The 26,541-nt window shown below is 71.9% G+C and carries 21 protein-coding genes; 10 read left to right on the top strand and 11 right to left on the bottom strand.

Annotation, left to right across the window (positions count from 1 at the left end; translation table 11 throughout):
* Window positions 1-364 precede the first annotated feature (364 nt).
* Complete coding sequence (locus KK483_RS29580; protein WP_262008272.1) at window positions 365-2,266, top strand: glycerophosphodiester phosphodiesterase family protein; 1,902 nt, start codon at window positions 365-367, stop codon at window positions 2,264-2,266.
* 254 nt (window positions 2,267-2,520) lie between these two features.
* Here the strand turns inward: KK483_RS29580 and KK483_RS29575 are convergent, their stop codons facing one another.
* Entirely contained in the window at window positions 2,521-3,786 is a 1,266-nt protein-coding gene (locus KK483_RS29575; RefSeq protein WP_262008271.1) for an ROK family transcriptional regulator, read from the bottom strand.
* Between the two features lie 363 nt (window positions 3,787-4,149).
* Entirely contained in the window at window positions 4,150-5,319 is a 1,170-nt protein-coding gene (gene xylA / locus KK483_RS29570) for a xylose isomerase (protein ID WP_262008270.1), read from the bottom strand.
* Window positions 5,320-5,585: 266 nt separating this feature from the next.
* On the opposite strand from xylA, the gene xylB reads away from it, so the two are divergent.
* The 6 genes from xylB (at window position 5,586) to KK483_RS29540 (ending at window position 13,734) form a co-directional block, all read left to right on the top strand.
* Window positions 5,586-7,070, top strand: coding sequence for a xylulokinase (gene xylB / locus KK483_RS29565; protein WP_262008269.1), 1,485 nt, complete (start codon window positions 5,586-5,588; stop codon window positions 7,068-7,070).
* 133 nt (window positions 7,071-7,203) lie between these two features.
* Window positions 7,204-8,061 (top strand): acyl-CoA thioester hydrolase/BAAT C-terminal domain-containing protein, encoded by an 858-nt coding sequence (locus tag KK483_RS29560; RefSeq protein WP_262008268.1) that lies wholly within the window; start codon window positions 7,204-7,206, stop codon window positions 8,059-8,061.
* Window positions 8,062-8,383: 322 nt separating this feature from the next.
* Window positions 8,384-8,515 (top strand): hypothetical protein, encoded by a 132-nt coding sequence (locus KK483_RS29555; RefSeq protein WP_262008266.1) that lies wholly within the window; start codon window positions 8,384-8,386, stop codon window positions 8,513-8,515.
* 255 nt (window positions 8,516-8,770) lie between these two features.
* Entirely contained in the window at window positions 8,771-8,977 is a 207-nt protein-coding gene (locus tag KK483_RS29550; RefSeq protein WP_262008265.1) for a hypothetical protein, read from the top strand.
* Between the two features lie 409 nt (window positions 8,978-9,386).
* The gene (locus KK483_RS29545) at window positions 9,387-12,596 is read left to right on the top strand and encodes a glycosyl hydrolase 115 family protein (RefSeq protein WP_262008264.1); all 3,210 of its coding nucleotides are present in this window, start codon (window positions 9,387-9,389) and stop codon (window positions 12,594-12,596) included.
* Window positions 12,597-12,633: 37 nt separating this feature from the next.
* Window positions 12,634-13,734: an endo-1,4-beta-xylanase gene (locus KK483_RS29540; RefSeq protein WP_399016207.1), complete on the top strand. Its 1,101-nt coding sequence runs from the start codon at window positions 12,634-12,636 to the stop codon at window positions 13,732-13,734.
* 46 nt (window positions 13,735-13,780) lie between these two features.
* Here the strand turns inward: KK483_RS29540 and KK483_RS29535 are convergent, their stop codons facing one another.
* The 6 genes from KK483_RS29535 to KK483_RS29510 form a co-directional block, all read right to left on the bottom strand.
* Window positions 13,781-14,470 carry a response regulator gene (locus KK483_RS29535; RefSeq protein ID WP_262008262.1) on the bottom strand — a complete coding sequence of 230 codons (690 nt, stop codon included), beginning with the start codon at window positions 14,468-14,470 and terminating at the stop codon, window positions 13,781-13,783.
* A 137-nt stretch (window positions 14,471-14,607) separates the two neighbouring features.
* The gene (locus KK483_RS29530) at window positions 14,608-15,303 is read right to left on the bottom strand and encodes a potassium-transporting ATPase subunit C (RefSeq protein ID WP_262008261.1); all 696 of its coding nucleotides are present in this window, start codon (window positions 15,301-15,303) and stop codon (window positions 14,608-14,610) included.
* A 22-nt stretch (window positions 15,304-15,325) separates the two neighbouring features.
* Entirely contained in the window at window positions 15,326-17,473 is a 2,148-nt protein-coding gene (gene kdpB, locus KK483_RS29525) for a potassium-transporting ATPase subunit KdpB (protein ID WP_262008260.1), read from the bottom strand.
* On the bottom strand, window positions 17,470-19,134 hold the full coding sequence (gene kdpA, locus KK483_RS29520; RefSeq protein WP_262008259.1) for a potassium-transporting ATPase subunit KdpA: 1,665 nt from the start codon (window positions 19,132-19,134) through the stop codon (window positions 17,470-17,472). The genes kdpB and kdpA overlap by 4 nt, the downstream gene beginning before the upstream one ends.
* Before the next feature lie 32 nt (window positions 19,135-19,166).
* Entirely contained in the window at window positions 19,167-19,256 is a 90-nt protein-coding gene (gene kdpF, locus KK483_RS29515) for a K(+)-transporting ATPase subunit F (RefSeq protein WP_242330691.1), read from the bottom strand.
* Window positions 19,253-19,402, bottom strand: a complete 150-nt coding sequence (locus KK483_RS29510) for a hypothetical protein (RefSeq protein ID WP_262008258.1) — start codon at window positions 19,400-19,402, stop codon at window positions 19,253-19,255. Before KK483_RS29510 ends, kdpF begins: the two co-directional genes overlap by 4 nt.
* Before the next feature lie 602 nt (window positions 19,403-20,004).
* On the opposite strand from KK483_RS29510, the gene KK483_RS29505 reads away from it, so the two are divergent.
* From KK483_RS29505 to KK483_RS29495, 3 genes are all read left to right on the top strand, one after another.
* Window positions 20,005-20,190: a hypothetical protein gene (locus KK483_RS29505; RefSeq protein ID WP_262008256.1), complete on the top strand. Its 186-nt coding sequence runs from the start codon at window positions 20,005-20,007 to the stop codon at window positions 20,188-20,190.
* Window positions 20,191-20,219: 29 nt separating this feature from the next.
* Window positions 20,220-21,155: a CorA family divalent cation transporter gene (locus KK483_RS29500; protein WP_262008255.1), complete on the top strand. Its 936-nt coding sequence runs from the start codon at window positions 20,220-20,222 to the stop codon at window positions 21,153-21,155.
* A 109-nt stretch (window positions 21,156-21,264) separates the two neighbouring features.
* The gene (locus tag KK483_RS29495; protein WP_262008254.1) at window positions 21,265-21,681 is read left to right on the top strand and encodes a metalloregulator ArsR/SmtB family transcription factor; all 417 of its coding nucleotides are present in this window, start codon (window positions 21,265-21,267) and stop codon (window positions 21,679-21,681) included.
* A 542-nt stretch (window positions 21,682-22,223) separates the two neighbouring features.
* Here the strand turns inward: KK483_RS29495 and KK483_RS29490 are convergent.
* From KK483_RS29490 to KK483_RS29480, 3 genes are all read right to left on the bottom strand, one after another.
* Window positions 22,224-22,907 (bottom strand): MgtC/SapB family protein, encoded by a 684-nt coding sequence (locus tag KK483_RS29490; RefSeq protein WP_262008253.1) that lies wholly within the window; start codon window positions 22,905-22,907, stop codon window positions 22,224-22,226.
* A 3-nt stretch (window positions 22,908-22,910) separates the two neighbouring features.
* Window positions 22,911-24,374, bottom strand: coding sequence for a nitrate/sulfonate/bicarbonate ABC transporter ATP-binding protein (locus KK483_RS29485; RefSeq protein ID WP_262008252.1), 1,464 nt, complete (start codon window positions 24,372-24,374; stop codon window positions 22,911-22,913).
* 122 nt (window positions 24,375-24,496) lie between these two features.
* Window positions 24,497-26,254 (bottom strand): ABC transporter permease subunit, encoded by a 1,758-nt coding sequence (locus KK483_RS29480; RefSeq protein ID WP_262008251.1) that lies wholly within the window; start codon window positions 26,252-26,254, stop codon window positions 24,497-24,499.
* Window positions 26,255-26,541 lie beyond the last annotated feature (287 nt).

The raw sequence follows: 26,541 nt of genomic DNA, 5'->3' as shown, positions 1-26,541 counted from the left end.
TGTACGCAATCGTCCCGACCAAGTGGTCGAACATCGGCCGCCTGGGCATCGGACCAAGACGGCACGCGCAGCGCACGCGCACCCGGCGACGCGCCCCGGGGCGGGGCGACTGCGACCATGGGACAGAGCCGTGGGACACCGGCCCACCCACCGGCGGAGGCCGCACCCCGCGGGGCAACCAGGCCGGGGCTCGTGAGCGGCTTCCACTCAGGCGGCAGCCGCAACGCGCCCGCCCGGCGCAGGGCGACCAGGGCAGCGGGGCCGAGCCCCGCCGAGCCCCGCCTGAGGCACCCGCCGCCGTGGGTTTCGCTCGGCGCCAGGATCGCGACGCCTGGGATTGGGGCAGGGCCCCTACCCTCCCCGCATGATCTCCTACGCCAAGTCCGCCTCCGTACGCGCCTGTACGGCCCTCGCCGTCATCGGCTCGCTGGCCGTGCTCAGCCCCGCCCCGCCGGCCCGGGCGGGCACCAGCCCCGCGCCCGGGGACGTCGTCGTGTCCGAGGACTTCGGGTCCGGCTCGCTCCCCGCCGGCTGGCGTGCCGTCGACGGCGACTGGCAGGTCAAGGACGGCCGACTGGTCGGCACCGCGGCCTCGGGCACCAGGAAGCTCACCTTCGGACCTCATCTGACGGACTACCGGTTCGAGGCCACCGCCCGCTTCGAGTCCGTCGCCGAGGCGACGCGCTGGTTCGCACTCGGGCTCGACGTCCCGGCCTCCGGGGCGACCCCGTGGTGGATCGCGACCCTCCGCAGTGGCAGCACCGCCGCCAACGGCGTCGAGTTCGCCCAGCTCACCACGGCCGGCACCTGGAACGTCACGGACACCGCCTCGGCCCCTTACGCCGCCGCCACCGGCCGGGACGTGAAGGTCCGCATCGAGGTCCACGGCCACCAGGCGGCCTGGTTCCTCGACGGCAGGCAGCTGATGCGCACGAACCGCCTCCAGCGCTCGGCCGACGGCGGTCTGGCCCTGGTGGTCAACGGCTCGCAGGTCTCCTTCGACGAGGTGAAGGTCACCGCGCTCGGCCCCAACGGCTACCTCCGCCCCGAGGGTGCGCCGGCCGCGGTCATCGCCCACCGCGGCGCCTCCTCGTCCGCGCCGGAGAACACGATGTTCGCGCAGGAGGTCGGCCGCCGCTCCGGCGCCGACTTCATCGAGGACGACGTCCAGCTGAGCAAGGACGGCGTGCCGTACCTGATGCACGACACCACCGTGGACCGCACGACCGACGGCACCGGGGACATCAGGACCCTCACCGCCGCGCAGCTCGACGGTCTCGACGCGGGCTCCTGGTTCTCGCCGCACTTCGCCGGTGCCCGCGTTCCCACGCTCCGGGCGCAACTGGCCGATCTGCGCCAGCGCGGCGGGAACCTCCTCCTGGAGGTCAAGCGCGCCGACACCAGGGACGAGGTCGCCTCGATGATCGACGTCGTACGGGCCGAGAACATGACCGGCCGTGTCTTCGTGCAGAGCTTCGAGCCCCAGCATCTGCGCTGGGTCCACGAGCTGGCCCCCGAACTCCCCCTCGGCCTGCTGCGCAGCACGCTGGACGCCGACCCCGTGGCCGTCGCCGCCGACCTGCACCTGACGTCGTACAACCCGAGCGGCGCCGCACTCGGCACCAGGCCGGGTGTGGTGGCCGACCTGCACGAGGCGGGTGTGGCGGTCATGGTGTGGACCGTCGACTCGGCGGCGCAGTGGCGCACCTACGACGAGTACGGCGTCGACGGGATCATCACCAACCGCCCGGCGGAGCTGGCCGGCTGGAACCAGGCACGGAGCCAGGCCGCTCCGGCCCCCGAGCCGGCCCCCGAGCCGCGGGCCGCGGTCACGTCGCCGGCGAACGGCGCCGTCCTCGACCGCGCCCAGCGCCCCGTGCTCGCCGTCGCCACCGAGCACGCCGATCCCGCGAAGATGGCGCTCACGCTGGACGGCGAGCCGTACGAGCCGGGATCCACGCTCGACCTGACGGCGCTGAAGGCCGGCGAGCACACGCTGCGGCTGACCGCGACGGGACCGGGTGGCACGACGGTCGCCACCAGCACCTTCACCGTACGGGCCTCCCGGGCCGGCCTCGGCCATCTCATCCTCGCCTCGGCCGGCCGGCAGCAGACGGTCGGCGACCTGCTCGACTGCCTCGCGCGCGGGCGGTACGACCGTCTGGAGAAGCTGGCGGAGAAGGCGGGCGAGCGCGGGGAACTGCCCACGGCGACGGCCGAGTTGATCGCTGCCGAGGCGAGGGAGCTGAGGGCGCCTGCCGCATAGGGCGTGCGGAGCGGCTGCCGCACAGCCGCACGCAGGGCCGCGGAAACGGAGCGGCACCCCGGGGGCCGGTCCCCGGGGTGCCGCGGCCCTGTTCCCGGCCCGGTGCGCAGCGGGTCAGGAGCGAGCCGCTCCAGGCCCGCGTGGCTCCGCCACCGCCGCCACCGCCACCGCCACCCATGAGTGGGCGGAAGCCGCAACTCAACTCGGGTGTGGTGTAAAGAGTTTCGAAGAGGTTTCGGAGCCGGAGCCAGGGCCTATGCCGCGGCGGCCACCCGGCCGGGATCGGCGAAGATCTCCTCCACGATGACGTCCGCCGCGCCGCGCACCGCCGCCGTGAAGCCCAGGGCCGAGCCGGTCACCCGGCACACCGCCGCGTCCCCCGCGACGGCCCGCTCGCGCAGTTCGCGCATGGCGGCGGGCATCAGGTACGGGGCGACGGCCGCGAAGTAGCCGCCGAGCACGATCACGTCCGGGTTCAGCAGGTTCACCGGGATCGCCAGGCCGATGCCCAGCCAGCGGCCGATCGCGTCCAGGCCGGTCAGGGCCTGCGGGTCGCCCGCCGTGGCGCGGCGCAGCAGCTCTGTGGCCTGCTCCTGGGGGTCGTACGCGGCGGCACCCGCGGCGGCGCCGTTCGCCAGGTCCGGCGCGGCGGTCCGCATCGCGGCGGGCAGTCCGACCTTGGTCTCCAGGCAGCCGATGCGCCCGCAGGCGCAGCGCTCGCCCGCGGGGTCGACCTGGATGTGCCCGAGCTCCCCGCTGAAGCCGCCCGAGCCGCGCAGCAGCGCCCCGCCCGCGACGATGCCGGCGCCGATGCCCGCCTCCCCGGTCACGTACACCAGGTCGGCGGCCCTGGACTGCCCGTGGCCGCGTTCGGCGAGCGCGGCCAGGTTGGCCTCGTTGTCGACGACGACGCTCACGTCGTCCGGCAGCCCGAGCAGATCGCGCAGCAGGGCGCCGACGGGGACGTTGTGCCAGTGCAGGTTCGGCGCGGAGCGCACGAGACCGGTGGCGATGTCCACCGGGCCCGGGACGGCGACGCCGATGCCCGCCGTGTGCGCCCCGGTCCCGCGGGCGCTGTCGATCAGCTCGGCGGCGAGCGCGGCGAGCGCCCGGATCGTGTGCCCCGCGTCCTGGCGCGTCGCGTCGTGCACGAGGCGCCGTTCCTGCAGTGTGCGGCCGGCGAGGTCCATCGACCAGGCGGCCAGATAGCGGGAGTTGACCTCCAGGCCGAGCGCGGCCACTCCCCTGCCGTCGATCTCCAGCCGCCGTCCGGGGCGTCCGACCGTGCCGTCCTGCTGGTAGTCGGTCTCGCGCAGCAGCCTCCGCTCGATCAGCTCCGCGACGAGGCTGGAGACCGTGGCACGGGTCAGCCCGGTGTGCCGGGCGACCGTCGCCCTCGACAGCGGGCCTGCCGAACGGACCTCGCCCAGCACCCGGACGAGGTTGACGCGGCGCACCGCCACCTGGTCGACAGGGGCCGCCCCGGCTGAGCGGGCCGCGTCGGCGGCGCTCTGTGACACGTACGCACTCCTACCTGCCCCGGGGCAGGACGGCCTGCCGCGGGTGCAGCTCACGAATCGGGCGGCAGACAAACATATCCCGCCGTTTCCCCGTACGCCTCCCGGCGGCCTGCGGACCACCGGCGGCCTGAGCACCTGCGGCTCGCCCGCCCGGCTTCGGAGCACATGGCTGCGGAACGCGTGACTTCGGAGCGCGTGACTCCGAAGCGCCTGGCGTCGGAGCGCGTGACTCCGGAGCGCGTGACTCCGGAGCGCCTGGCGTCGGAGCGCCTGGCGTCGGAGCGCCTGGCGTCGGAGCGCCTGGCGTCGGAGCGGCGGCGGCCACCGGGCGGGGGTCCCGGCGGCCGCCAGTACGGGGCGGCGTCAGCGGACGCCGAGCAGGTGCTCCATCGCCAGCTGGTCGAGGCGCTCGAACGCCATGGAGCGCTCGGCAGCGCCGTCCACGTCGAACTCCTCGTAGGCGGAGGCGTCGGCGAGCAGCGCCTTGAGGCCGTCGGCGGCGGTCGGCCGCGCGAGCTCGTCGAGCCGCGACGCCACGAGCGCCTCCTGGACCTCGGAGTCGGCGCGGAAGGCCGCGGCGCGCTCCTTGAGGATCAGGTAGTTGCGCATGCAGTTCTTCGCGGACTCCCACACGCCGTCGAAGCCGTCGGTGCGCACCGGCTTGAAGTCGAAGTGGCGGGGGCCCTCGTAACCGGCCGTCTCCAACAGGTCGACGAGCCAGAACGCCTGGCGCAGATCGCCCGCACCGAAGCGGAAGTCCTGGTCGTACTTGATGCCGGACTGGCCGTTGAGGTCGATGTGGTACAGCTTGCCCGCCCACAGCGCCTGGGCGATGCCGTGCGGGAAGTTCAGGCCGGCCATCTGCTCGTGGCCGGTCTCCGGGTTGACGCCGACCAGCTCGGGGCGCTCCAGGCGCTCGATGAAGGCGAGGGCGTGGCCGATGGTCGGCAGCAGGATGTCGCCGCGGGGCTCGTTGGGCTTGGGCTCGATGGCGAAGCGCAGGTCGTAGCCCTGCTCGGTGACGTACTCGCCGAGGAGGTCGAATGCCTCCTTCATCCGGTCGAGCGCGACCCGGACGTCCTTGGCGGCGCCGGACTCGGCGCCCTCGCGGCCGCCCCAGGCGACGTAGGTGGTGGCGCCGAGCTCGACGGCGAGGTCGATGTTGCGGATGGTCTTGCGCAGGGCGTAGCGGCGCACGTCGCGGTCGTTCGCGGTGAAGGCGCCGTCCTTGAAGACGGGGTGCGTGAAGAGGTTGGTGGTCGCCATCGGCACCTTGAGGCCGGTGCGCTCCAGCGCGTCCTTGAAGCGCTTGACGACCGCCTCGCGCTGGGCGTCCGAGGAGCCGAACGGGATCAGGTCGTCGTCGTGGAAGGTCACACCGTGCGCACCGAGCTCGGCCAGGCGCTCGACGGACTCGACGGGGTCGAGGGCCGGGCGGGTGGCCTCGCCGAAGGGGTCGCGGCCCTGCCAGCCGACGGTCCACAGACCGAAGGTGAACTTGTCCTGCGGGGTGGGAGTGAAGCGATCGGACATGGTGCGGCCCCTTGGGTAACGGCGTCGGCGGCGTATCGGGATTTGTTTGTTCCCTAACCAATACCTCAAGAATTCGCTCCCGCCAAGCCCCCACCCACCGGCCACGGACTCAGGGGAGCCGGCCGAGGCCCTCCCCCATTCTCCTACTCTGATCAGCATTGCCACGGTGTCGGCGCCTCTTGACGAGCGCTCGCCTGGTGGACATATTTTGTTGTTCGTATAACCAAAAGCCTGGGGGTATCCGGGCATCACCAGTGAGGTGCGCAGTGCCGACATCGCCCGTCGTCATCGGTGTGGACAGCTCCACCCAGTCCACCAAGGCCGCCGTCACCGACGCCGCCACCGGCCGGATCCTGGCCGTGGGCCGCGCGGCCCACACCGTCACCGGCGACGGCGGCGCACGGGAGTCCGACCCCGAGGAGTGGTGGCAGGCGCTGCGCGAAGCGGTCGCCGCCGGTCTCAAGGAGTCCGGTACGGACCCGTCGGCCGTCACCGGTATCGCGGTCGCCGGCCAGCAGCACGGGCTGGTCACCCTCGACTCAGCGGGCCGCCCGCTGCGCCCCGCCCTGCTGTGGAACGACACCCGCTCGGCCCCCCAGGCGGCCGCGCTCACCGAGGCGCTCGGCGGCCCGGACGCCTGGCTGGCCAGGACCGGCAGCGTGCCCGTCGCGTCCATGACGGCCACCAAGTGGCAGTGGCTGCGGGAGCACGAGCCGGCACTCGCCGGCGCGGCCGCCGCCGTACGCCTGCCGCACGACTTCCTCACCGAGCGGCTGTCCGGCGTCGCGGCGACCGACCCGGGCGACGCGTCGGGCACCTGCTGGTACTCCACCGCCACGGGCGCGTACGACCCCGGCCTGCTCGACCTCGTCGGCCTCGACCCGGCCCTGCTGCCCGCCGTGGCAGCGAGCGGCGCCGAGCGGGTGGGCTCGCTGACCCGGGCGGCCGCCGTCGCGCTCGGCCTGCCCGAGGGCATCGCGGTGGCCGCCGGCACGGGCGACAACGCGGCTGCCGCGGTCGGCCTCGGCCTCGGCGGCGCCGGGCTGCTCGACCACCCCGTGGTCAGCCTCGGCACCTCCGGCACCGTCTTCGCCGCGACCCGCACCCGGCCCGCATCGGCGGCGCTCGCCGGCTTCGCCGCCGCCGACGGCACCTATCTTCCGCTTGCCTGCACGCTCAACTGCACGCTCGCCGTCGACAAGATCGCAGCCCTGCTCGGACTCGACCGCGAGGACGCGGAGCCGGGCGGCGACGCGGTCCTGCTCCCGTACCTCGACGGCGAGCGCACCCCCGACCTTCCGGGCGCCTCCGGCCTGCTCACCGGTCTGCGCCACGCGACCACGGCACGCCAGCTCCTCGGCGCCGCCTACGAGGGCGCCGTCTTCACCGTGCTGCGCGCCCTGGACGAACTCCTGGTCGCCGCCGGCCTCGACCCGGCCGACCCCGAGGTCCGCTCCCGCCCGCTGCGCCTCATCGGCGGCGGCGCCCAGGGACACACCTGGGTCGAGACCGTACGCCGCCTGTCCGGCCGCCCGGTCCTGATCCCCGAGTCCCAGGAACTCGTCGCACTCGGCGCGGCGGCCCTCGCCACCGGCGCGGCAAGCGGCGACGACCCGGTGGCCGTCGCAACCCGCTGGGGCACGGGCCGGGGCCGCGAACTGCCCGCCGTGGCACGGGACGAGGCGACGTGGGGACGGATCGAATCGGTCCTGGGCGACGCGGGCGGGCTGCTGACGGGAGGCGACCGCTGAGCTCGGGGCGCGGCGCCGTCCGGTGTTGCGTCCGGGTCGGCACCGCGCCCCCGTTCGGTGGGCGCTGACGGCGCCCGGGCCACCATGGCGGCAGGCGGGCCGCAGGCGGGGGACCACCAGGCAGGGGGACCACATGGATGTCATCGAGCACGAGCAGACCGGGCCCTGGGAAGGCGTCCTGGTCATTCCTGTCGGCGGCAGCGACATCGGTGTTCTGGTCCTTGCGGGCTCCAGCGGGCGCATCGAGCGGGAAAGAGCGCGCATCCTCGCCCGGCGGGGCATGACGGCCCTGTCGATCCGCTGGTTCGGCGGGCCGGGCCAGTCTCCGGGTATCTGCGAGATCCCCCTGGAGACCTTTGTCACCGCCATCGACTCCCTCCGGGCCAACGGGGCGGAGCGCATCGGCGTCCTGGGCGTTTCCAAAGGGGCCGAGGCAGCCATGCTCACGGCTGTACACGATCCGCGCGTGGACGTCGTCATCGCGCTGTCGCCCACGTCCCGGGTGTGGGGCAATGTCGGCCCGGGCCGCGACGGAGTGCAGCGCCCCTGGCGATCGTCCTGGACGTGGCGAGGACAGGCGCTGCCCTTCGTCCCGCTGGACGACTCCTGGACTCCCGCGGAACCGCGCGGCGGACCCGTCGCGATCCGCGGATGGTACGAACTCAGCGAGCGGACCTTCGCGCACATGCTCCCTCCGGCGGAGATCCCCGTGGACACGGCCCGGGCCGACCTCCTGCTGGTCGCAGGCGGCGACGACGCGATGTGGCCGTCGCTTCCCTTCGCCGAACAACTGGCGCGACGCCGGCGCGCGTCCGGCTCCCCTGTGCGTCTGATCGCCCGCCACGACGCCGGCCACCGCCCGCGTCTTCCCGGCGAGAGCCCCTTGCCGGCCTCCCCGCGATTCCTGTACGGGGGCACGCCGGAAGCCGACGCGCTGCTGGGGGCGGCGGCCTGGCCCCACATCCTCGGCCTGCTCCGCGAGGAGGGCTGAACCGGCCTCATGCGGAGCCGGTACCGATGAGCCGGCTCGCGGCCGACGCGACCGGTCCGCCTGGTCGGACGCACGGTGGTCGCGAACGAACCCGGAACGACTGCGCGGCGCAGCCGCATGGCGTTGCCCGGACCGGCCGGCCAGGAGCGGGCGCGTATGGTCCGCCAGGACGCTCAGCGTCTGGCGATGGACCTGGGGGCCATGGGACTCGGGGTACCGGTCCGAGGGTACGGGGAGAATCCCGCCCCTGATCGCCCGCCTGCCCACGGGCGACGCCCCGGCGCACGTCGCGCAGATCGGTGCCGACCAGGCGTGGCGCCGCTTGCCCACGCCGCGTGGCTTCGGCGCGGAGGCCGCCCTGCGGCACTTCCGGCGGCGCGCCCGGCGGCTGGCGTCCGCCATCGACTCGGCCCCGGCCTCGGGCGCCGATGCCGGTGCCGGTGCCGGCACGTGAAGTGCCCTCCCGAGAACGGCCGGACATGGCCTGTCCCAGCTGCGGCGCTGCCGCCTATGAAGGCAGTCTCCGCCGTTGGCTCCGTTCGCAGTCCTGCGGGTGAAGCAGCGGCTGCGCGATGAGGGGAGACCGACATGAACTGTCCGAGTTGCGGTGGTGGCGCCACGCAGGGCAGCGACGGCCGCTGGTACTGCCTGAACCAGTGCGGGTGGGCGTCCGGGGTTACCCCTCCGCCGTCGGCGGTACTCTCCAGGCATGACCACCCCGCACCCCGGATCCGATCCCGTGCCCGCGCCCGCGCCCGCGATGGACATCGAGATCACGCGGACGGACTGTCATCAGTGCGGTACGGAGCTGCACGGGATCAACGGACGGTACGCATGCACGGTGTGCGGCTGGGTGAACCCCTGGTCCGAGGGCCACACCGATCTGCCTGTGGAGCTCGACGAAGAGGCCCGGTAGGGACTCCTGCGGATCCCCCGGGCGTGGGGCTCCGGGGGCGGCCGGCCCGTCAGCCGTGACGCCGGCCTCGGAAGTGGCCTCGCCGGACTCCTTCACCTACGTGCCTTGGCGCAGCCACCGCACAGCGGCGTCGGCGGTGTCCTCGGGGGTGCTGTCGAAGGCGATGGGCGTGTCCCACGCCGGCCAGGCCATGGCGGAGATCCGTGTCCCGCTGGAACCGTCCGCCGGGCGTAGCCACGCTTCGCGGTGACCGCCGGCCTCGTATCCCTGAGTGGGCCAACATCCCTGCCCACCTCACCGGTTCGAAAATGTTTCGACCATGACACTCCATTGTTTCGGCGGCGTTCATCACCCAGGATCTGTCTCGCAGGCGTCAACTCATGTGACAGATGCGCACAAAGGAGTGGCAATGAGCGAGAACCGCCCGTCCGATCCACGCCGCAGAGCGGTGCTCGGTGCAGGCGCCGGTGTAGGAGCAGGTGCGCTCGCGCTGACAACTTTCGGGGGCATACCGGGAATTGCGGGGCAGGCCGAGGCGGCCACCCCGCCACGGCCGCACACCGGGGGCGGGGCGCCCCGGGTCACCGACTTCGGTGCGTACATCTCGTTCGGTCCCCGCGAAGGGGCGTTCGCGCTGGCGCGGGCAGGGCGCGCCGCGGCCGTCGTGGTGGACGCCGGTGACCATCCCGGCGTCGTGCGGGTCGCGGCGGATCTGTGTGACGACATCGAGCGCGTCACCGGGGTCCGGCCCGCTCTGAGGAAGGCCAGGAACGGCGACGTCCCCGAGGCGGGCCGGGAGCTGGTGCTCATCGGGACGCTGGGGCGCAGCCCGCTGATCGACCGGCTGGTCGCGAACGGCACGCTGGACGCGGAAGGCGTCGCGGGGCGCTGGGAGACCTCGCTCCAGACCGTGGTCGAGCGGCCGTTGCCCGGCGTGGACCGTGCGTTCGTCATCGCCGGAAGCGATCCCCGCGGGGCCGTCTTCGGGGCGTACGACGTGAGTTGCGGCATCGGCGTCTCGCCCTGGTACTGGTGGGACGACGTGCGGCCCGAACACCGGGACGCGCTCTACGTCCTGCCCGGCCGGCACACCCAGGGCACCCCGGCCGTGAAGTACCGCGGGATCTTCATCAACGACGAGAACCCGGCGCTCGGCACCTGGGCGCCGGGCCACTTCGGGCCGGGCAAGGCCGAGGGCTACCCGGGCGGCTTCAACGCGGACTTCTGGGCCAAGGTCTTCGAGGTCATGCTGCGCCTCAAGGCCAACTACCTGTGGCCCGCGGTGTGGGGGCGCGCCTTCGCCGAGGACGACCCGGAGAACCACGCGCGCGCCAAGGAGTACGGCATCGTCATGGGGACCTCCCACGAGGCGCCCATGATGCGCGGTATCGAGGAGTGGAACCGGCACGCGGTCGCCGCCGTGCGCGACAGCGCCGGGAACATCGTCACCCCCGGCCGCGACCCCTACGGCGGCACGGGCGAGTGGTCCTTCCGCCGCAACGCCGGGGCGATCAAGGCGTACTGGCGCGACGGCATCCGCCGGATGGTGGAGCAGGACTTCGAGGGCGTCGTCACCCTCGGCATGCGCGGCAACGGGGACGTCAGCCTCCCCGACGGCGACGGCATCGAGCTGATGCAGGAGATCATCGCCGCGCAGCGGCAGATCCTCGCCGAGGAGACGGGCCGGGACCTCACCGACATCCCTCAGGTCTGGACGCTCTACAAGGAGGTCCAGCGCTACTGGGCGCGCGGGCTGCGCGCCCCCGAGGACGTCACGGTCGTGCTGTGCGACGACAACTGGGGCAACATCCGCAAGCACCCGGACCCGGCCGAGCCCGCCCGCTCCGGCGGCTACGGCCTCTACTACCACTTCGACTACGTCGGCGTCGGCCGCAACTACAAGTGGGTGGACACGACCTCGCTGCCGAACCTGTGGGACCAGCTGCGGCAGGCTGCTGCGTACGGCAATCGCACCCTCTGGATGACCAACGTCGGCGACCTCAAGGGAAACGAGGTGCCCACCCAGTTCTTCCTGGACTACGCCTGGAACCCGGACCGCTGGGACCTGGAGTCCATCCCCGCGTGGGAACGCCGCTACGCGGCGCAGAACTTCGGCGAGACGCAGGCCGCCGCGATCGCCTCCGTACTCGCCGACTACGCCCGGCTCCAGTCGCTGCGCAAGCCGGAGCTCCTCAACCGGCGCATCACCCTGGACCCCGCGAAGGACCCGGCGACCGACTCGTCCGCGATCGTCTACGACGACAAGGCGACCCCGTTCTCGCTCGACCACCACCGCGAGCTGGAACGCGTCACCGAGCAGTGGCAGGAGCTGGCGGAGCGCGCCGAGCGCATCGGCCGCCGGCTGCCGCACTCCGCCCAGGACGCCTGGTTCGAACTCGTCGGCTACGAGGTCGCCGCCACCGCCAACGTCTACGCCCTGCGCGAGGCCGAGTTCACCAATCTGCGCTACGCCGAGCAGGGCAGGGCGGCGACCAACGAGCAGGCGGCACGGGCCGAGACCTGCCTCGACAGGGACTTCGCCCTCGCCGACCGTTTCAACTCCCGTATCGCGGGCGGCAAATGGCAGGGCTTCCAGACCCAGCCGCACATCGGCTACGGCGACGTGGAGCGCTACGGCCCCAACGCTCCCTGGCAGCAGCCGGAGCTGAACAACGTGGCCATCCCCGACGAGATCTTCCCGGCCGTGCGCCGGATCGAGATCCCGGGCCCGGCGGCGCTCGGGGTGGCCGTCTCGGGTTCGAGCGCCTGGTGGCCCCATGCCGCGACCGCCGCGAAGCTGCCGCCGCTGAGCCGCTACGGCACGGCCCCCGACCCGTACGTCGAGGTCTTCAACCGCGGCGGCGCGCCCTTCGACTACCGCATCGAGTCCTCGGCGCCGTGGCTGCGGGTCGACCGCCCGGCCGGCCGGGTCGTGAAGCAGACGCGGGTGACGGTGAGCGTGGACTGGCGCAGGGCCCCGCGCGGCACCACGGAGGCCACCCTGGTCGTGCACGGCCCGGACGGGGTGAGCGTCCCCGTGACGGCGGTCGCCGAGAACCCCGATGTCCGGGGTCTGCGCGGCTTCGTCGAGGCGGGCGGCTACATCGCCGTCGACGCCGAGCACACCGACCGGATCGTGGGCGCACGGGGCATCGCCTGGCAGCGGATCGACGGCATCGGGCGCAACGCCGCGGGCCTCACACCGGTCCCGGTCACGGCGCCCTCGCAGACCCCCGGCGGCTCCTCACCGCGGCTGGAGTACACGGTCAGCCTGCTCACCGGCGGCCCCGTCACCCTCTGGGCGTACCTGTCGCCGCGCAACCCGGTGCTGCCCCACAGCGGGCTGCGCTATGCCGTCTCCTTCGACGACGACGCCCCGCAGACCGTGGACATCATCGCGGTCAGCGGGTCCGACGACGGGGTGATGAACACGCAGTGGGCGCGCAACACCTCCGACAACGCCAGCCGCACCGCCACCCGGCACACCCTCTCCCCCGGCGTCCACCGGCTGACGTTCTGGATGGTCGACCCGACCGTCGTCCTCCAGCGGCTGCTGATCGACACCGGCGCTCTGCCGGACACCTACCTCGGCCCGCAGGAGAGCCTCCGCCTGCGCTGACGCCGACCACCCGCTTCCCTCCAAGGAGTTCCCCATGATGTCCAGACCGCTTCCCGGGTCCCTCGCCCGCGCCCTGGCCGCGGGCGCCGCCGCCGTGCTCGTGCTCGGCGCCGCACCGGCCGTCTCCGCGCACGACCACCGCGACCGGCCCGGCCACGCCGACCGGAACGCCTCGCTGCGTTCCCTCGCCGCACGCCAGGACCTGCGCATCGGCACGGCCGTCGACACCACGGCGCTGGCCGGCGACCGTACGTACCGCTCCCTGACCGCCCGCGAGTTCGACTCGGTCACCGCCGAGAACGTCATGAAGTGGGAGGTCGTCGAGCCCGAGCGCGGCACGTACGACTGGTCGCAGGCCGATGCCCTGGTGGCCTTCGCCGAACGCCACGGCCAGGCCGTGCGCGGCCACACCCTCGTCTGGCACAACCAGCTGCCCGCCTGGCTCACCTCGGGTGTCGCGGACGGCTCGATCGGCCCCTCCGAGCTGCGCGGCATCCTGCGCGACCACATCACCGCGCAGGTCAGGCACTTCAAGGGCGACATCTACCAGTGGGACGTCGTCAACGAGGTCTTCAACGACGACGGCACCCTGCGCGACTCGCTCTGGCTGCGGCAGCTCGGCCCGTCCTACATCGCCGACGCCTTCCGCTGGGCCCACGCCGCCGACCCCAGGGCCAGGCTGTTCCTCAACGACTACAACGTGGAGGGCGTCAACGCGAAGTCCACGGCCTACCACGAGCTGGCCAGGACGCTGCGCGCCCAGGGCGTACCGGTCCACGGATTCGGCATCCAGGGCCACCTGGACATCCGGTACGGCTTCCCGGGCGACGTGCGGGCCAACCTCGAACGCTTCGCCGCGCTCGGCATGGAGACCGCGTTCACCGAGGTCGACGTGCGCATGGACCTGCCGGCGGACGACACGAAGCTGGCGCGCCAGGCCGACGACTACCGGCGGCTGCTCGACGCCTGCCTCGGCGTCCGCAGCTGCACGTCGTTCACGGTCTGGGGCTTCACCGACACGTACTCGTGGGTGCCCGGCTGGTTCGACGGCCAGGGCGCGGCCAACCTGCTGGACGAGGACTTCGCGCCGAAGCCCGCGTACGACGCCGTCCGCAGGGAGCTGGCCTCGGGGCGCTGAGGCCCCGCCCTCCGCTTCGCACCCGCCGCTGCCGGCGGGTGCGTTCTCACTCCTCGAAGCGGTAGCCCATGCCGGGTTCGGTGATGAGGTGGCGGGGGTGGGAGGGGTCGGCCTCCAGTTTGCGCCGCAACTGCGCCATGTAGACGCGCAGGTAGTTGGTCCGGTTGCCGGCGGAGTGGCCCCACACCTCCTCCAGCAGCTGCCGCTGGCTGATGAGGCGTCCGGGGTTGCGGATCAGCAGCTCCAGCAGATGCCATTCGGTGGGCGTGAGCCGTACGTCGTCGCCGCCCGCACGCTTCACCTTCTTGGCCACGAGGTCGACGGTGAACTGCTCCGTCATGACGACCCTGGTCTCGTCGGCGGCGGACGCGGCGGACTCGTTGCGGCGTACGGCGGCCCGCAGCCTGGCCAGTAGTTCGTCCATGGCGAACGGTTTGGTGACGTAGTCGTCGGCGCCTGCGTCGAGCGCCTCGATCTTCTCGTCGGAGGTGCGGCGGGCGGAGACGACCACGATCGGGACCCGGCTCCAGCGGCGCAGCCCCCTGATGACGTCCAGGCCGTCCATGTCGGGGAGTCCGAGGTCGAGAAGCACCACGTCGGGCGGGGCGGATGCGGCGAGCCGGAGGGCGGCGGCGCCGTCGGTCGCGGCCTCCACCGCGTACTTGCGGGCCTTGAGGTTGATCGTGAGGGCCCGGACGAGCTGGGGGTCGTCCTCCACGACGAGCACCCGGGTCATCGGTGTGCGGCCTTCCTGTTGTACGGAGTCGGGACGTGGGGCGGGGCCGTGGCGTGATGCGCCGACGGGAGCCGGCGGGCCGGGGATACGTCCCGGACTGCCGGCTCCCGCCTGACGTGCCACTGCTCGGCCCCTGCTCAGCTCTTGCTCGCCAGGTCCTTCAGCGCGATGTTGAGCTCGAGGACGTTGACCCGGGGCTCGCCCATGAAGCCGAGGGTCCGGCCCTGGGTGTGGTCGGCGACGAGCTTCTCGACCTCCGCGACGGGGAGGCCGTTCTTCTCGGCGACCCGGTGGGCCTGGAGCTCCGCGTACTCCGGGGAGATGTGCGGGTCCAGGCCGGAGCCGGAGGAGGTGACGGCGTCGGCCGGCACGTCCGATGGCGTGACCTTGTAGTCGGCGGTGGAGTTGTCCTTGACCACGGCGGCCTTGGCGTCCTTGACCCACTGGATCAGGTCCTCGTTGTCGCCGGAGCGGTTGGTCGCCCCGGAGAGGATGATCGAGTACTGGGTGTTGACGCTGTTGCTGCCGAGGCCGTTGGACGGGCGCGGCTGGAACCACTTCAGGTCCGGGACCGCCGCCTCCTCCGCGTCGTCGGCCGTAGTCGAATCAGATGCAGCCTTCTTGGGCAGGTTGTACGTCTGCCCGATCAGCGAGGAGCCGACGACCTTGCCGTCGCTCTTGATCTCGGAACCGTTCGCCTTGTCGTTGAACAGGCCCTGGGCGATGCCCGTGACGACCAGCGGGTAGATGACGCCCGTCACGAGGGTGAGGACGAGCAGGGCGCGGAGCCCGGCCCCGATCAGCCGTGCCGCGTTTCCGAAGGAAGTGTTCATGGCGTTCAGCACTCTTTCTGGATTAACGCAGCCCGGGGATGAGGGAGATGAGCATGTCGATGATCTTGATGCCGATGAACGGGGCGACGAGGCCGCCGAGGCCGTAGATCCCGAGGTTGCGGCGGAGCATCTTGTCGGCGCTGGTCGGCCGGTACTGCACGCCCTTCAGGGCGAGCGGCACGAGCGCGATGATGATCAGCGCGTTGAAGATGACCGCGGAGAGGATCGCGGACTCGGGCGAGGACAGCGCCATGACGTTGAGCTTGTCCAGGCTCGGGTAGGCGACCGCGAACATCGCGGGGATGATCGCGAAGTACTTCGCCACGTCGTTGGCGATCGAGAAGGTGGTCAGCGCGCCTCGGGTGATGAGGAGCTGCTTGCCGATCTCGACGATCTCGATGAGCTTGGTCGGGTTGGAGTCGAGGTCCACCATGTTCCCGGCCTCCTTGGCGGCCGAGGTGCCGGTGTTCATCGCCACGCCGACGTCCGCCTGGGCCAGCGCAGGGGCGTCGTTCGTACCGTCGCCCGTCATCGCGACGAGCTTGCCGCCGGCCTGCTCCCGCTTGATGAGCGCCATCTTGTCCTCGGGCGTGGCCTCCGCGAGGAAGTCGTCGACGCCCGCCTCCTCGGCGATCGCCTTGGCGGTCAGCGGGTTGTCACCCGTGATCATGACGGTCTTGATGCCCATGCGGCGCAGTTCCTCGAACCGCTCCCGCATGCCGTCCTTGACGACGTCCTTGAGGTGGATGACGCCGAGGACGCGGGCGCCCTTGTCGTCCTTCACGGCGACGAGGAGCGGAGTGCCGCCCGCCTCCGAGATCCTGTTGGCGAGCGTGTCCGCGTCGTCCGCGACCTCGCCGCCCTGCTCCTTGACCCAGGTGATGACCGAACCGGCCGCGCCCTTGCGGACCTTCCTGCCGTCGACGTCCACACCCGACATCCGGGTCTGGGCGGTGAACGGAACCCAGGTGGCGTGGGCGAGCTCACCCTGGTGGCGCTCGCGCAGCCCGTACTTCTCCTTGGCGAGGACCACGATGGAGCGGCCCTCGGGGGTCTCGTCGGCGAGCGAGGAGAGCTGGGCCGCGTCGGCGACCTCGGGCTCGGTGGTGCCCTTGACGGGGACGAACTCGGCGGCCTGGCGGTTGCCGAGGGTGATCGTGCCGGTCTTGTCGAGCAGCAGCGTGGAGACGTCGCCGGCGGCCTCGACGGCACGGCCCGACATGGCCAGCACATTGCGCTGGACGAGGCGGTCCATACCGGCGATGCCGATCGCCGAGAGCAGCGCGCCGATCGTCGTCGGGATGAGGCAGACCAGCAGCGCGACGAGCACGATCATCGAGGTCTGCGCATCGGCGCCCGCGTAGATCGCGAACGGCTTCAGCGTCACGACCGCGAGCAGGAAGACGATCGTCAGCGAGGCGAGCAGGATGTTCAGCGCGATCTCGTTGGGTGTCTTCTGCCGTGCGGCGCCCTCGACCAGGCTGATCATCCGGTCGATGAAGGTCTCGCCCGGCTTCGTCGTGATCTTGATGACGATCCGGTCGGACAGCACCTTCGTACCGCCGGTGACGGCCGAGCGGTCGCCGCCGGACTCGCGGATGACCGGGGCGGACTCGCCGGTGATGGCCGACTCGTCCACGGAGGCCACGCCCTCGACGACGTCACCGTCGCCGGGGATGATGTCGCCGGCCTCGCAGACGACGAGGTCGCCGATGCGCAGCTCGGTGCCGGGCACCCGCTCCTCGTTCGTGCCGACGACGCGGCGTGCCACGGTGTCGGTCTTGGCCTTGCGCAGGGTGTCCGCCTGCGCCTTGCCGCGGCCCTCGGCGACGGCCTCCGCCAGGTTGGCGAAGATCGTGGTGAGCCAGAGCCAGGCGGCGATCGCCCAGCCGAACCAGTCGCCCGGGTCCTTGATCGCCAGCACGGTGGTGATCACCGAGCCGACCAGGACCACGAACATGACCGGCGACTTGACCATCACGCGCGGGTCGAGCTTGCGGATCGCGTCCGGGAAGGACTTGACCAGCTGCTTGGGGTCGAACAGGCCCGCGCCCACGCGCCCGGCGTCGGGCTTGTGCCCGGTGGGAACGTCCTGGTGCGGGGCCCGCGTCGGGGTGGCGGTAGACGTCTGTTCCACAGCGTCCTCGTGCTTCTTTACGTTCGTGGTCATGACGCCAGCCCTTCGGCGAGCGGACCCAGCGCCAGGGCCGGGAAGTAGGTCAGACCGGTGATGATCAGGATCGTGCCGACCAGCAGGCCCGCGTAGAGGGGCTTGTCGGTCCGCAGCGTGCCCGCGGTGGCGGGGACCGGCTTCTGCTCGGCGAGCGAGCCGGCCAGCGCCAGGACGAACACCATCGGGAGGAACCGGCCGAGCAGCATGGCCAGTCCGATCGTGGTGTTGAACCACTGGGTGTCGGCGTTGAGGCCCGCGAACGCGGAGCCGTTGTTGTTCGCGCCGGAGGTGTAGGCGTACAGGATCTCGGAGAAGCCGTGCGCGCCGCTGTTGGTCATCGAGTTGCCCGGGGTCGGCAGGGCCATGGCCGCGGCGGTGAAGCAGAGCACCAGCGCCGGGGTGACCAGGATGTAGAGCGCCGCCAGTTTGATCTCGCGGGTGCCGATCTTCTTACCGAGGTACTCGGGCGTACGGCCGACCATGAGGCCCGCGATGAACACCGCGATGATCGCCATGATCAGCATGCCGTAGAGGCCGGAGCCGACACCACCGGGGGCGATCTCGCCGAGCTGCATGCCCAGCATGGTGATGCCGCCGCCGAAGCCGGTGAAGGAGGAGTGGAAGGAGTCCACCGCGCCGGTCGAGGTGAGCGTCGTGGAGACCGCGAAGATCGACGAGGCGCCGATACCGAAGCGGGTCTCCTTGCCCTCCAGCGCGCCGCCCGCGATCTCGAAGGCCGGGCCGCGGCCCGCGAACTCGGTCCACCACATGAGGGCGACGAAGCCGACCCAGATGATGCCCATGGTCGCGAGGATCGCGTAGCCCTGGCGCACCGAGCCGACCATCTTGCCGAAGGTGCGGGTCAGCGAGAACGGGATGAGCAGGATCAGGAAGATCTCGAAGAGGTTTGTGAACGCGTTGGGGTTCTCGAACGGGTGGGCCGAGTTGGCGTTGAAGTAACCGCCGCCGTTGGTGCCCAGCTCCTTGATGACCTCCTGCGAGGCGACCGCGCCGCCGTTCCACTGCTGGCTGCCGCCCATGAACTGGCCGACCTCGTGGATGCCGGCGAAGTTCTGGATGGCACCGGCAGCGACCAGGACGATCGCGCCGACCACGGAGATCGGGAGCAGGATGCGGACGGTGCCGCGGACCAGGTCGGACCAGAAGTTGCCCAGCTCACCGGTGCGGGACCGGGCGAAACCGCGCACGAGCGCCACCGCGACGGCGATGCCCACGGCCGCGGAGACGAAGTTCTGCACCGCGAGGCCGCCGGTCTGCACGACGTGGCCCATGGCCTGCTCGCCGTAGTACGACTGCCAGTTGGTGTTCGACACGAACGACGCGGCGGTGTTGAACGCCTGGTCCGGGTCGATGGAGGAGAAGCCGAGCGAGCCGGGCAGGCTGCCCTGGACGCGCTGGAGCAGGTAGAGGAAGAGGACACTGACGGCGGAGAAGGCGAGGACGCCGCGCAGATAGGCGGGCCAGCGCATCTCGGCGGTCGGGTTGGCACCGATGGCCTTGTAGATCCACTTCTCGACGCGCAGATGCCTGTCGGAGGAGTAGACCCGGGCCATGTAGTCACCGAGCGGACGGTAGGCCAGCGCGAGCGCCGCGATCAGCGCGAGCAGCTGGAGCACACCGGCGAGGACGGGGCTCATATCACCTGGAGCGGAAGCGACTGATGTCACTGTCAGAACCTCTCCGGCTTGACGAGGGCGAGGACGAGATAGCCCAGCAGGGCGACGGCGACGATCAGGCCGACGATGTTCTCGGCAGTCACAGCTTCGCCACCCCCTTGGCGGCGAGAGCCACCAGCGCGAAGACCGCGATCGTGGTGACGACGAAGGCCAGGTCGGCCATCGTGAGCTCCTGGAAGAGATTCGGATACTCGGACGATTCGAGGAAACAGCTTTTCGGCCACGACACGGCGCGCGTTAACGCCTCCCATACGGACCGCAGGGCCGTATTGACGCATCTCGTACGCGGACGGCCGCGCGGCGGCGGAAACAGGGCGCCGGACCTCGCCACCAGGACCTCAGACGGCGTGTCTGCGCTGTTCAGCGCGGCCCCTGGCGGGTTTCGGCGCAGGCTGCGCACGGGTTTGCCGCTTGTTGCGCAAATATGCAAGCATGGTCTCGCTCGGCCCGGTCCGCGCCGGCTGCCCTGTTGCACCGGCCGTCGCGGTGCCGGGCTATTGGATCCCGCGCGGGACGCACCCCGCGCCCGGCTTGAGAGGGGGCGGACATGGACACCAGCAGTCCTGGCCACAGTCCGGCCCCGCGTGAGACCGCGCGTCCGGCCGCGCTCCGCCGCGTCTGACCGATTCACGCGGCGCCGTTCACGGCGTCGGTGCGTGCCGTGCGTGCCGTGTGGTCCGCGCGTGCCTGCATGCCTACATGCGCTCCCGCATACCTGCGCGCCCGGTGCCTGCACGCATACCTGCCCGCCTGGTGCCCGCGCGCCTGCGTTTCGGGGACGGGCCGCCCTCCCCTGTCAGCATTCAGCACATCACCCGAGGGGTGTCCTCCATGGTCATGCTCACCAAGTCCGCCGCCGCCAGGACCAAGCGGCCCAATCTGGAGCGCCAGGCGATCGTCTTCACCATCGCCCTGTACCTGTTCATCTGCGCCGGACTCCTCGTCGTCCACTACGGCGCACCGGAGCCGCCGCCCGCCCCCGCGGGCTCCTCGTCCACCTCCCCCTACAACCCCTGAACTTCCGAGCGTCTTCAAGGAGGGGCACCATGACCAACCAGATCCTCACGGCCGCCCACGACGTCGCCGGCCTGCGCCGGCGCTGGGTCCAGGTCGCCGTCGGCGACCAGGAGGCCGCGGCCGAGGCCCGCAAGCTCACCGGCGTCGACTTCGGCACCGCGGGCAACCGGGTGTGGGAGACCGACAGGTTCGTCTACCTGCCGGTCGCCGTCAACATCCGCAGCGGCGACACCATCCGCCGCGAGCGGCTCGTCCTCGCGCTCGGCGACGACGTGCTCGTCACGCTCCAGCCCCGGGCCCACTTCGCCCCGTTCGACAAGGCCCTGGCCCGGATGCGTCGCCTTCCGCACCTCGCTGAGAGCGCACACGGCGTGATGTACGCGCTGCTGTACGCCCTCAACGAGGCGCAGGAGCGGGTCATCGAGCACGCCAGCGACGCCCTGGAGGACATGAGCGACGAGATCACACTCGCCACCCAGGGCTACGACGAGCACGGCACCGACATCGGTGTCAGCGACATGCAGGACACCATCACTCGGATGAACTCCGCCGAGGAGATCGTCTCGCGCTCCCAGGAGTCCCAGCTGATGCTCGCCCGCGCCGCCCGCCACCTGCGCGCCGAGGCCGGCACCCGGCACCCGGAGCTCGCCGTGCTGATCGACGTACTCGTCGCGGACATCAACGGGGTGAAGGACCACGCCAGTTACGAGCACGACAAGGTCCGCTACCTCCAGCAGTCGATCATGACCTCGCTGGACGTGAAGCAGAACCAGATCGTCAAGGTGTTCACGATCATCACGGCGGTCTTCCTGCCCCCGACACTGATCGCCACCTTCTACGGCATGAACTTCACCGACATGCCCGAGCTCTCCTGGGAGCACGGCTTCCTCGTCACCACCCTGCTGACGCTGGTCGCCGCGCTCATCCCCCTCTGGTACATCCGCCGCCGCGGCTGGCTGCGCTGACGGACGGCGTCCCGGCGCCGCCGCCGGGCGGACCCCCGGAATCCCCCGTGGATTCCGGGGGTCCTTGCCCTGCCCTCGCGCACCGGTCCCGGGCGGTTACGCTACTTGCATGGGAGCGCAAGTCACGTCGTGGGACTCAGCCGCAGCCGACCGGGCCGTCGCGGTCCTCAAGGCGATCGCCGACCCGTCCCGCTACCGGCTGCTGTGGGCCCTCAGCCACGACGAACTGCCGGTGAGCGCGCTGGCGGAGATGCTGGGCGCCCATGTCGCCGCGACCTCCCAGCACCTGGCGAAGCTGCGCGCGGCCGGTCTGGTGAGCTCCCGCCGGGAAGGCACCCGCATCTACTACCGCGCCGACGGCACCCGTGTCCGCGAGCTGCTGGAGACGGCCATGCTGGCGGCCGGTGACTCCGCGGCGCCCGGCGGCACGGCTGCGGCCCCGGGCGGCGCGACGGCCGCCGCACAGGAGGCGCGCGCGACCGCACGCGCCACGCCCCGGCCGCGGCGCCGGCCGGTGACCGAGTAGCGGCATCCGGGGGGTGTTCCCCGGACGCCGCCGGGCCCGCCCTTCGGGCGGACGGTGCATGTTCCGTACGCCTGGTGCGGTGACCGGGCAGGTCAGCCGAGTCGCTCGCGGCGTCCGGCCACAGCACCGGGGAGTGTCTTCGAAGGAGCGTCGTCCGCCCGAAGGGCAGGCCCGACGGGGTCCGGTGCGTGCGATCGCAAGGGGAGGACGGAGTCCATTCGCTGGGGGCGCCTCCCGTGCCCGAAGGGCCACGGGGGTGGGGCAGACCCCTGGCGCGAGCTCTGGAGGAGCGTGCCAGACGCCACCGGGCAGAGGGGACTTCGAAGACACCCCTAGGTCGTGTCTGACACATGGCGCCGTCCGCCCGCAGGGCGGGGTGCGCGGCGTCCGGTGCGTGCAATCGCAAGGCGGAGGATCATCCTCGTACTGGACGTACTCGGATGACTCCGACAACACAGCGTGGGGGCACCTCCCGTGCCCGAAGGGCTACGGGGGAGTGCGTGCCGGACGCCGCGCACCAGGCGGGATTCGTCAGACACGGCCTAGGCCACGTGGCGCCAGGACGCCGATGCGACCGCGGGCTCCATGCTGATGCGGGCGACCGCCGTCTCGACCGCCGTGCTGTCGGCGCCGTCGGCGGTGATCTCCGCGCGGATGCGGACCTGGCCGTCCTCGGGACCGCCGCTGGAGTCCACCGCGTGCAGCCGTCCGGCGGAGCCGGAGAGCGACTGGACGAGCAGCGTACGGACGTGGGCCTCGTCGCGGGCGGAGACGACGGCCTCGACCGCGTACGGCGTCGGGACCTCCTCGCCGGAGCCGGGCTGGCGGTCCAGGCCGTGGGCGAGGTGGCGCAGGGCGGTGTTGACGCCGACGATCGCCGCCGCGCCCGCGAGGGCGTACAGGGGCAGTCCCGCTCCGGCCAGGCAGCCGACCGCGGCCGAACACCACAGCGTCGCCGCGGTGTTGATGCCCGTCACATTGAGCCCGTCGCGCATGATGACGCCCGCGCCGAGGAAGCCGATGCCGGAGACGACCTGCGCGGCGACCCGGCTGGGCGAGGAGTCGTCGAAGGCTCCCGAGAGCAGGACGAACAGCGCGGCGCCCGTGGCGACCAGGGTGTTCGTGCGCAGCCCGGCCATACGCTGGCGCCACTGGCGCTCGACGCCGATGAGCGCGCCGGCGAGCATCCCCGTGCCGACGCCGGTGGCGAAGGTGACGATGGTCATGCCTCAGCCCTCCCGGCCCGCAGCACGGGCGCTCGCTCCGGCCGCCGTGCCGGTGCTCGTACCGGACTCGTCGAGGCGGTACTCCTGCGGCTCGGCGTCGTACGAGTACAGCTCGGCGTAGCGGCCCCAGTCCGTGGCGGTCTCCAGCTGCTGGGCGACCTGTTCGGTGGTGAAGTGGTGGGCGAGTACGTCGCGGAAGAACCCGGCGCGCAGGGTGCCCTTCGGGTTCTGCCGCAGGCTGGCGACGATCAGCCGCACCAGCGGCGCGCCCATGGCGGCGTCGGCGAAGATCGTCTTGGAGTGCTGGACGTCGGCGCGGGCGAAGTCGGTGCCTGCCTCGGTGAGCACCAGGTCGTCCCCGCCGACCGTGGCGAAGCCGAGCAGTTCCAGGGCGTCGACCTGCGGCAGCATGTCGTCGACCTCCAGGCCGAGTTCGTCGGTGAGGTCGGCCAGGTCGCAGCTGCCGCCGCGGTGGGCGACCATCTCGGCCAGTCCGGAGAGTCCGTCGACTCCGGCCGGCGGGAGGGGGGTGTTGGCGGGGGTGCGCCGCTCGGGCTCGACCGCGTCGCCGCGCCCGGGGGTGCGCGTCTCCTTCTCGCGGCCGGTCATGGTGCGGTAGACGCGGTCGACCAGTTCCTCGAACGCGGGCGCGTTGCGGTCCCGGGGCCGCTCCAGGCCGACGTCGATGGTCTCGCGGATGGTGCCGTAGGGCCGCGAGCCGAGGACCACGATCCGGTCGGCCATCAGCACGGCCTCTTCGATGTTGTGGGTGACCAGCACGATGGCGCGGGTGGGGAACTGGCCGGACTCCCACAGCTCCATCAGCTCGCCGCGCAGGTTCTCCGCGGTGAGGACGTCGAGGGCGGAGAAGGGCTCGTCCATCAGCAGGACGTCGGGCTCGACGACGAGCGCGCGGGCGAAGCCGACGCGCTGGCGCATACCGCCGGAGAGCTCCTTCGGGTACGCGGACTCGAAGCCGTCGAGCCCGATGAGGTCGATGGCCCGCAGGGCGGCCTCGGCGCGCTCGTCGGCGGAGAGGCCCTTGGCCTCCAGGCCGAGTTCGACGTTCTGCTGCACGGTCAGCCAGGGCAGCAGGGCGAAGGTCTGGAAGACCATGGCGGTGCCGGGGTTGGCCCCGGTCAGCGGGGCGCCTCGGTACGTGACGTCGCCGGAGCTGGCGGGCACGAGGCCGGCCAGGCAGCGCAGCAGCGTGGACTTGCCGGAGCCGGACCTGCCCAGCAGGGCGACGACCTCGCCCGCGCGGACCTGGAGGTCGATGCCGGACAGGACGGGCAGTTCGCCGTCGGCGCCGGCGTAGGACTTGGTCAGAGCGGCCGTCTCCAGCAGCACCTCTCCGTCCGCGGCCGGGCGCGCGGGGGCGCCGGAGGCGCCGGGGACGCCGGGGGCGAGGAGGGTGTGCGTGAGGGAGCGGGTGGAGCGGAGGTTGCGCAGCGTGTTCATCACCATGACGGACTCCAAGGCGTGAAAGGAAGGAGGGAAGTTCAGAAGTACGAAGGCTCGGAAGCTCGGAAGTACCTGGGCTCGGAAGTACCTGGGCTCGGAGGTACCGGGGCTCGGAAGTACGGGGTTCAGAGCGCGTAGCGGCTCTCGGCGAGCCGGTACAGCCGGCGCCAGACGAGGCGGTTGAGGGCGACGACGTACACGCTCATCACCGCGACGCCGGCCAGCAGCCTGGGGAAGTCACCGGCCTCGGTGGCCTGGGCGATGTACGCGCCGAGGCCGGTGGCGGTGAGCGTCGTACCGCCGAAGGTGACGATCTCGGCGACGATCGAGGCGTTCCAGGCACCGCCGCTCGCGGTGATGCCGCCGGTGACGTACGCGGGGAAGATGCCGGGGATGATCAGCCGCTTCCAGCGCTGCCAGCCGTGTACGCCCAGGTCGTCCATGGCCTCGCGCAGGTCGGTGGGGACGGCCATGGCGCCGGCGATGGTGTTGAAGAGGATGTACCACTGGGCACCGAGCGCCATCAGCAGGATGCCGCCGACGTCGATCGACAGCCCGGTCTTGAGGAAGAACCAGACCGCCAGCGGGAAGAGGAAGTTGGCGGGGAAGCTGGCGAGCACCTGCACGACGGGCTGGGCGATCCTGGTCAGTTTCGGCGAGAAGCCGATCTTCACGCCGATCGGCACCCAGACGACCGTGGCCACGGCCACCAGGACGACGACCCTTGCGAGCGTCACCAGGCCGAGCAGCAGCGGTTCGCCGAACACGCCGAGGCCGGTACGGGCGTTGAGATAGCCGGCCAGGTCGGCCAGGCCCCACAGGATCAGCGCGCCCGCGACGACGGCGAAGACGATGTCGCCGGTGCGCTGCCGCTTGCGGTCCACGGCCAGGGGACGGTCGTCGATACCGAGGACCCGGCCCGCCCGGTTGAGGGCGCGTCCGGCGGGACGCAGGGCGCGGCCGGTCAGCCGCGGCCAGCGGGAGCGGCGCAGCAGGTCCAGCACCACGGACTTCTGGACCTCGCTCGCCTCGGACTGCTCGTTCTTGAACCGCTCCGCCCAGGCGGTCAGCGGCCGCCAGAAGAGGAAGTTCACACCGATCACCATGACGGCCATGGCGAGGACGGCCCAGCCGACCTTGCCGAGGTCGCCGTCCGCGATCGCGGCACCGGCGTAGGAACCGACGCCGGGGAGCGCGTAGTTCTGGTTGTTGACGCTGATCGCCTCGGAGGCGACGAGGAAGAACCAGCCCCCGCCGAAGCTCATCATGCCGTTCCAGACCAGGCCGATCGTGCCGGCGGGCAGCTCCACCTTCCAGAACCGCATCCACCGGGTGAATCCGAACGAGCGGGAGAGCTCGTCCAGTTCGCGGGGCAGCGAGGTGAGGGAGGAGTAGAACCCGAAGGTCATGTTCCACGCCTGGGAGGTGAAGATCGCGAAGATCGCCGCGAACTCCAGGCCGAGCATCGAGCCGGGGAACAGCGCGATGAACCCGGTCACGGCCACGGTCAGGAAGCCGAGGACGGGCACCGACTGGAGGATGTCCAGTGCCGGGATGAGGATCCGCTCCAGCCGCCGGCTCTTCGCCGCCGCGTAGGCGTAGACGAAGGTGAAGACGATCGAGGCGGCGAGCGCGGCGAACATCCGCAGCAGCGAGCGGGCGGCGTCGTAGGGGAGCCGCGAGGGATCGGTGTCGACGTGGGCGGCCTGGTCGGGGGTGAAGGAGACCGTGGTCCCCTGGCCGACCCGCAGCGTCACGTACAGCAGGACGAGCACCGCCGCGGCGACCACCACGTCCGCCCACGGCATACGTGGCCGGCGGGGAGCGGTACGGGCGGTGAGGGGGGTGGTGCGCGGGGCTGCGCTGTCCGTCTTGAACGACATCACATGAACCTCCGCCCACAGCGGTCGCAGCCGAGGCACCGCACCCGCCCGGTCCGGCCTTGGCTGAGGCAGTGGCGGGCGGGCCCGGGAACGCGGGCCGGTGTGGGGGTACGGGAGTACGCGGCGTACGGGAAGGTACGAGGCGTACGGGAAGTACGGGGAAAGGCATGCGGCGGCGGTGTCCTGGCTGATCCAGCCAGGCTCCACCGGACACCTCCGGGAGCCGTCCGTGCCGGCGGGCGTGGACGGGGACCGAGCGAGGGATTCGTCAGCGGTTGCCGGGGAGG

It is taken from the genome of Streptomyces sp. FIT100 (genome assembly GCF_024584805.1).
Taxonomy (GTDB): Bacteria; Actinomycetota; Actinomycetes; order Streptomycetales; family Streptomycetaceae; genus Streptomyces.
The sequence above is the reverse complement of the archived record's forward strand: the minus strand, read 5'-3'. Positions and strand labels throughout refer to the sequence as shown.

Bases quoted from the DNA above. Each gene is read 5' to 3' on its own strand.
- KK483_RS29550 (WP_262008265.1), top strand. From the start codon at position 8,771: ATGACCACCCCGCACCCCGGATCCGATCCCGTGCCCGCGCCCGCGCCC.
- KK483_RS29490 (WP_262008253.1), bottom strand. From the start codon at position 22,907: ATGACCATCGTCACCTTCGCCACCGGCGTCGGCACGGGGATGCTCGCC.
- KK483_RS29505 (WP_262008256.1), top strand. From the start codon at position 20,005: ATGGTCATGCTCACCAAGTCCGCCGCCGCCAGGACCAAGCGGCCCAAT.
- KK483_RS29545 (WP_262008264.1), top strand. From the start codon at position 9,387: ATGAGCGAGAACCGCCCGTCCGATCCACGCCGCAGAGCGGTGCTCGGT.
- xylA (WP_262008270.1), bottom strand. From the start codon at position 5,319: ATGTCCGATCGCTTCACTCCCACCCCGCAGGACAAGTTCACCTTCGGT.
- kdpA (WP_262008259.1), bottom strand. From the start codon at position 19,134: ATGAGCCCCGTCCTCGCCGGTGTGCTCCAGCTGCTCGCGCTGATCGCG.
- kdpB (WP_262008260.1), bottom strand. From the start codon at position 17,473: ATGACCACGAACGTAAAGAAGCACGAGGACGCTGTGGAACAGACGTCT.
- KK483_RS29495 (WP_262008254.1), top strand. From the start codon at position 21,265: ATGGGAGCGCAAGTCACGTCGTGGGACTCAGCCGCAGCCGACCGGGCC.
- KK483_RS29530 (WP_262008261.1), bottom strand. From the start codon at position 15,303: ATGAACACTTCCTTCGGAAACGCGGCACGGCTGATCGGGGCCGGGCTC.
- KK483_RS29500 (WP_262008255.1), top strand. From the start codon at position 20,220: ATGACCAACCAGATCCTCACGGCCGCCCACGACGTCGCCGGCCTGCGC.
- KK483_RS29480 (WP_262008251.1), bottom strand. From the start codon at position 26,254: ATGTCGTTCAAGACGGACAGCGCAGCCCCGCGCACCACCCCCCTCACC.
- KK483_RS29580 (WP_262008272.1), top strand. From the start codon at position 365: ATGATCTCCTACGCCAAGTCCGCCTCCGTACGCGCCTGTACGGCCCTC.
- KK483_RS29485 (WP_262008252.1), bottom strand. From the start codon at position 24,374: ATGGTGATGAACACGCTGCGCAACCTCCGCTCCACCCGCTCCCTCACG.
- KK483_RS29560 (WP_262008268.1), top strand. From the start codon at position 7,204: ATGGATGTCATCGAGCACGAGCAGACCGGGCCCTGGGAAGGCGTCCTG.
- KK483_RS29540 (WP_399016207.1), top strand. From the start codon at position 12,634: ATGTCCAGACCGCTTCCCGGGTCCCTCGCCCGCGCCCTGGCCGCGGGC.
- KK483_RS29535 (WP_262008262.1), bottom strand. From the start codon at position 14,470: ATGACCCGGGTGCTCGTCGTGGAGGACGACCCCCAGCTCGTCCGGGCC.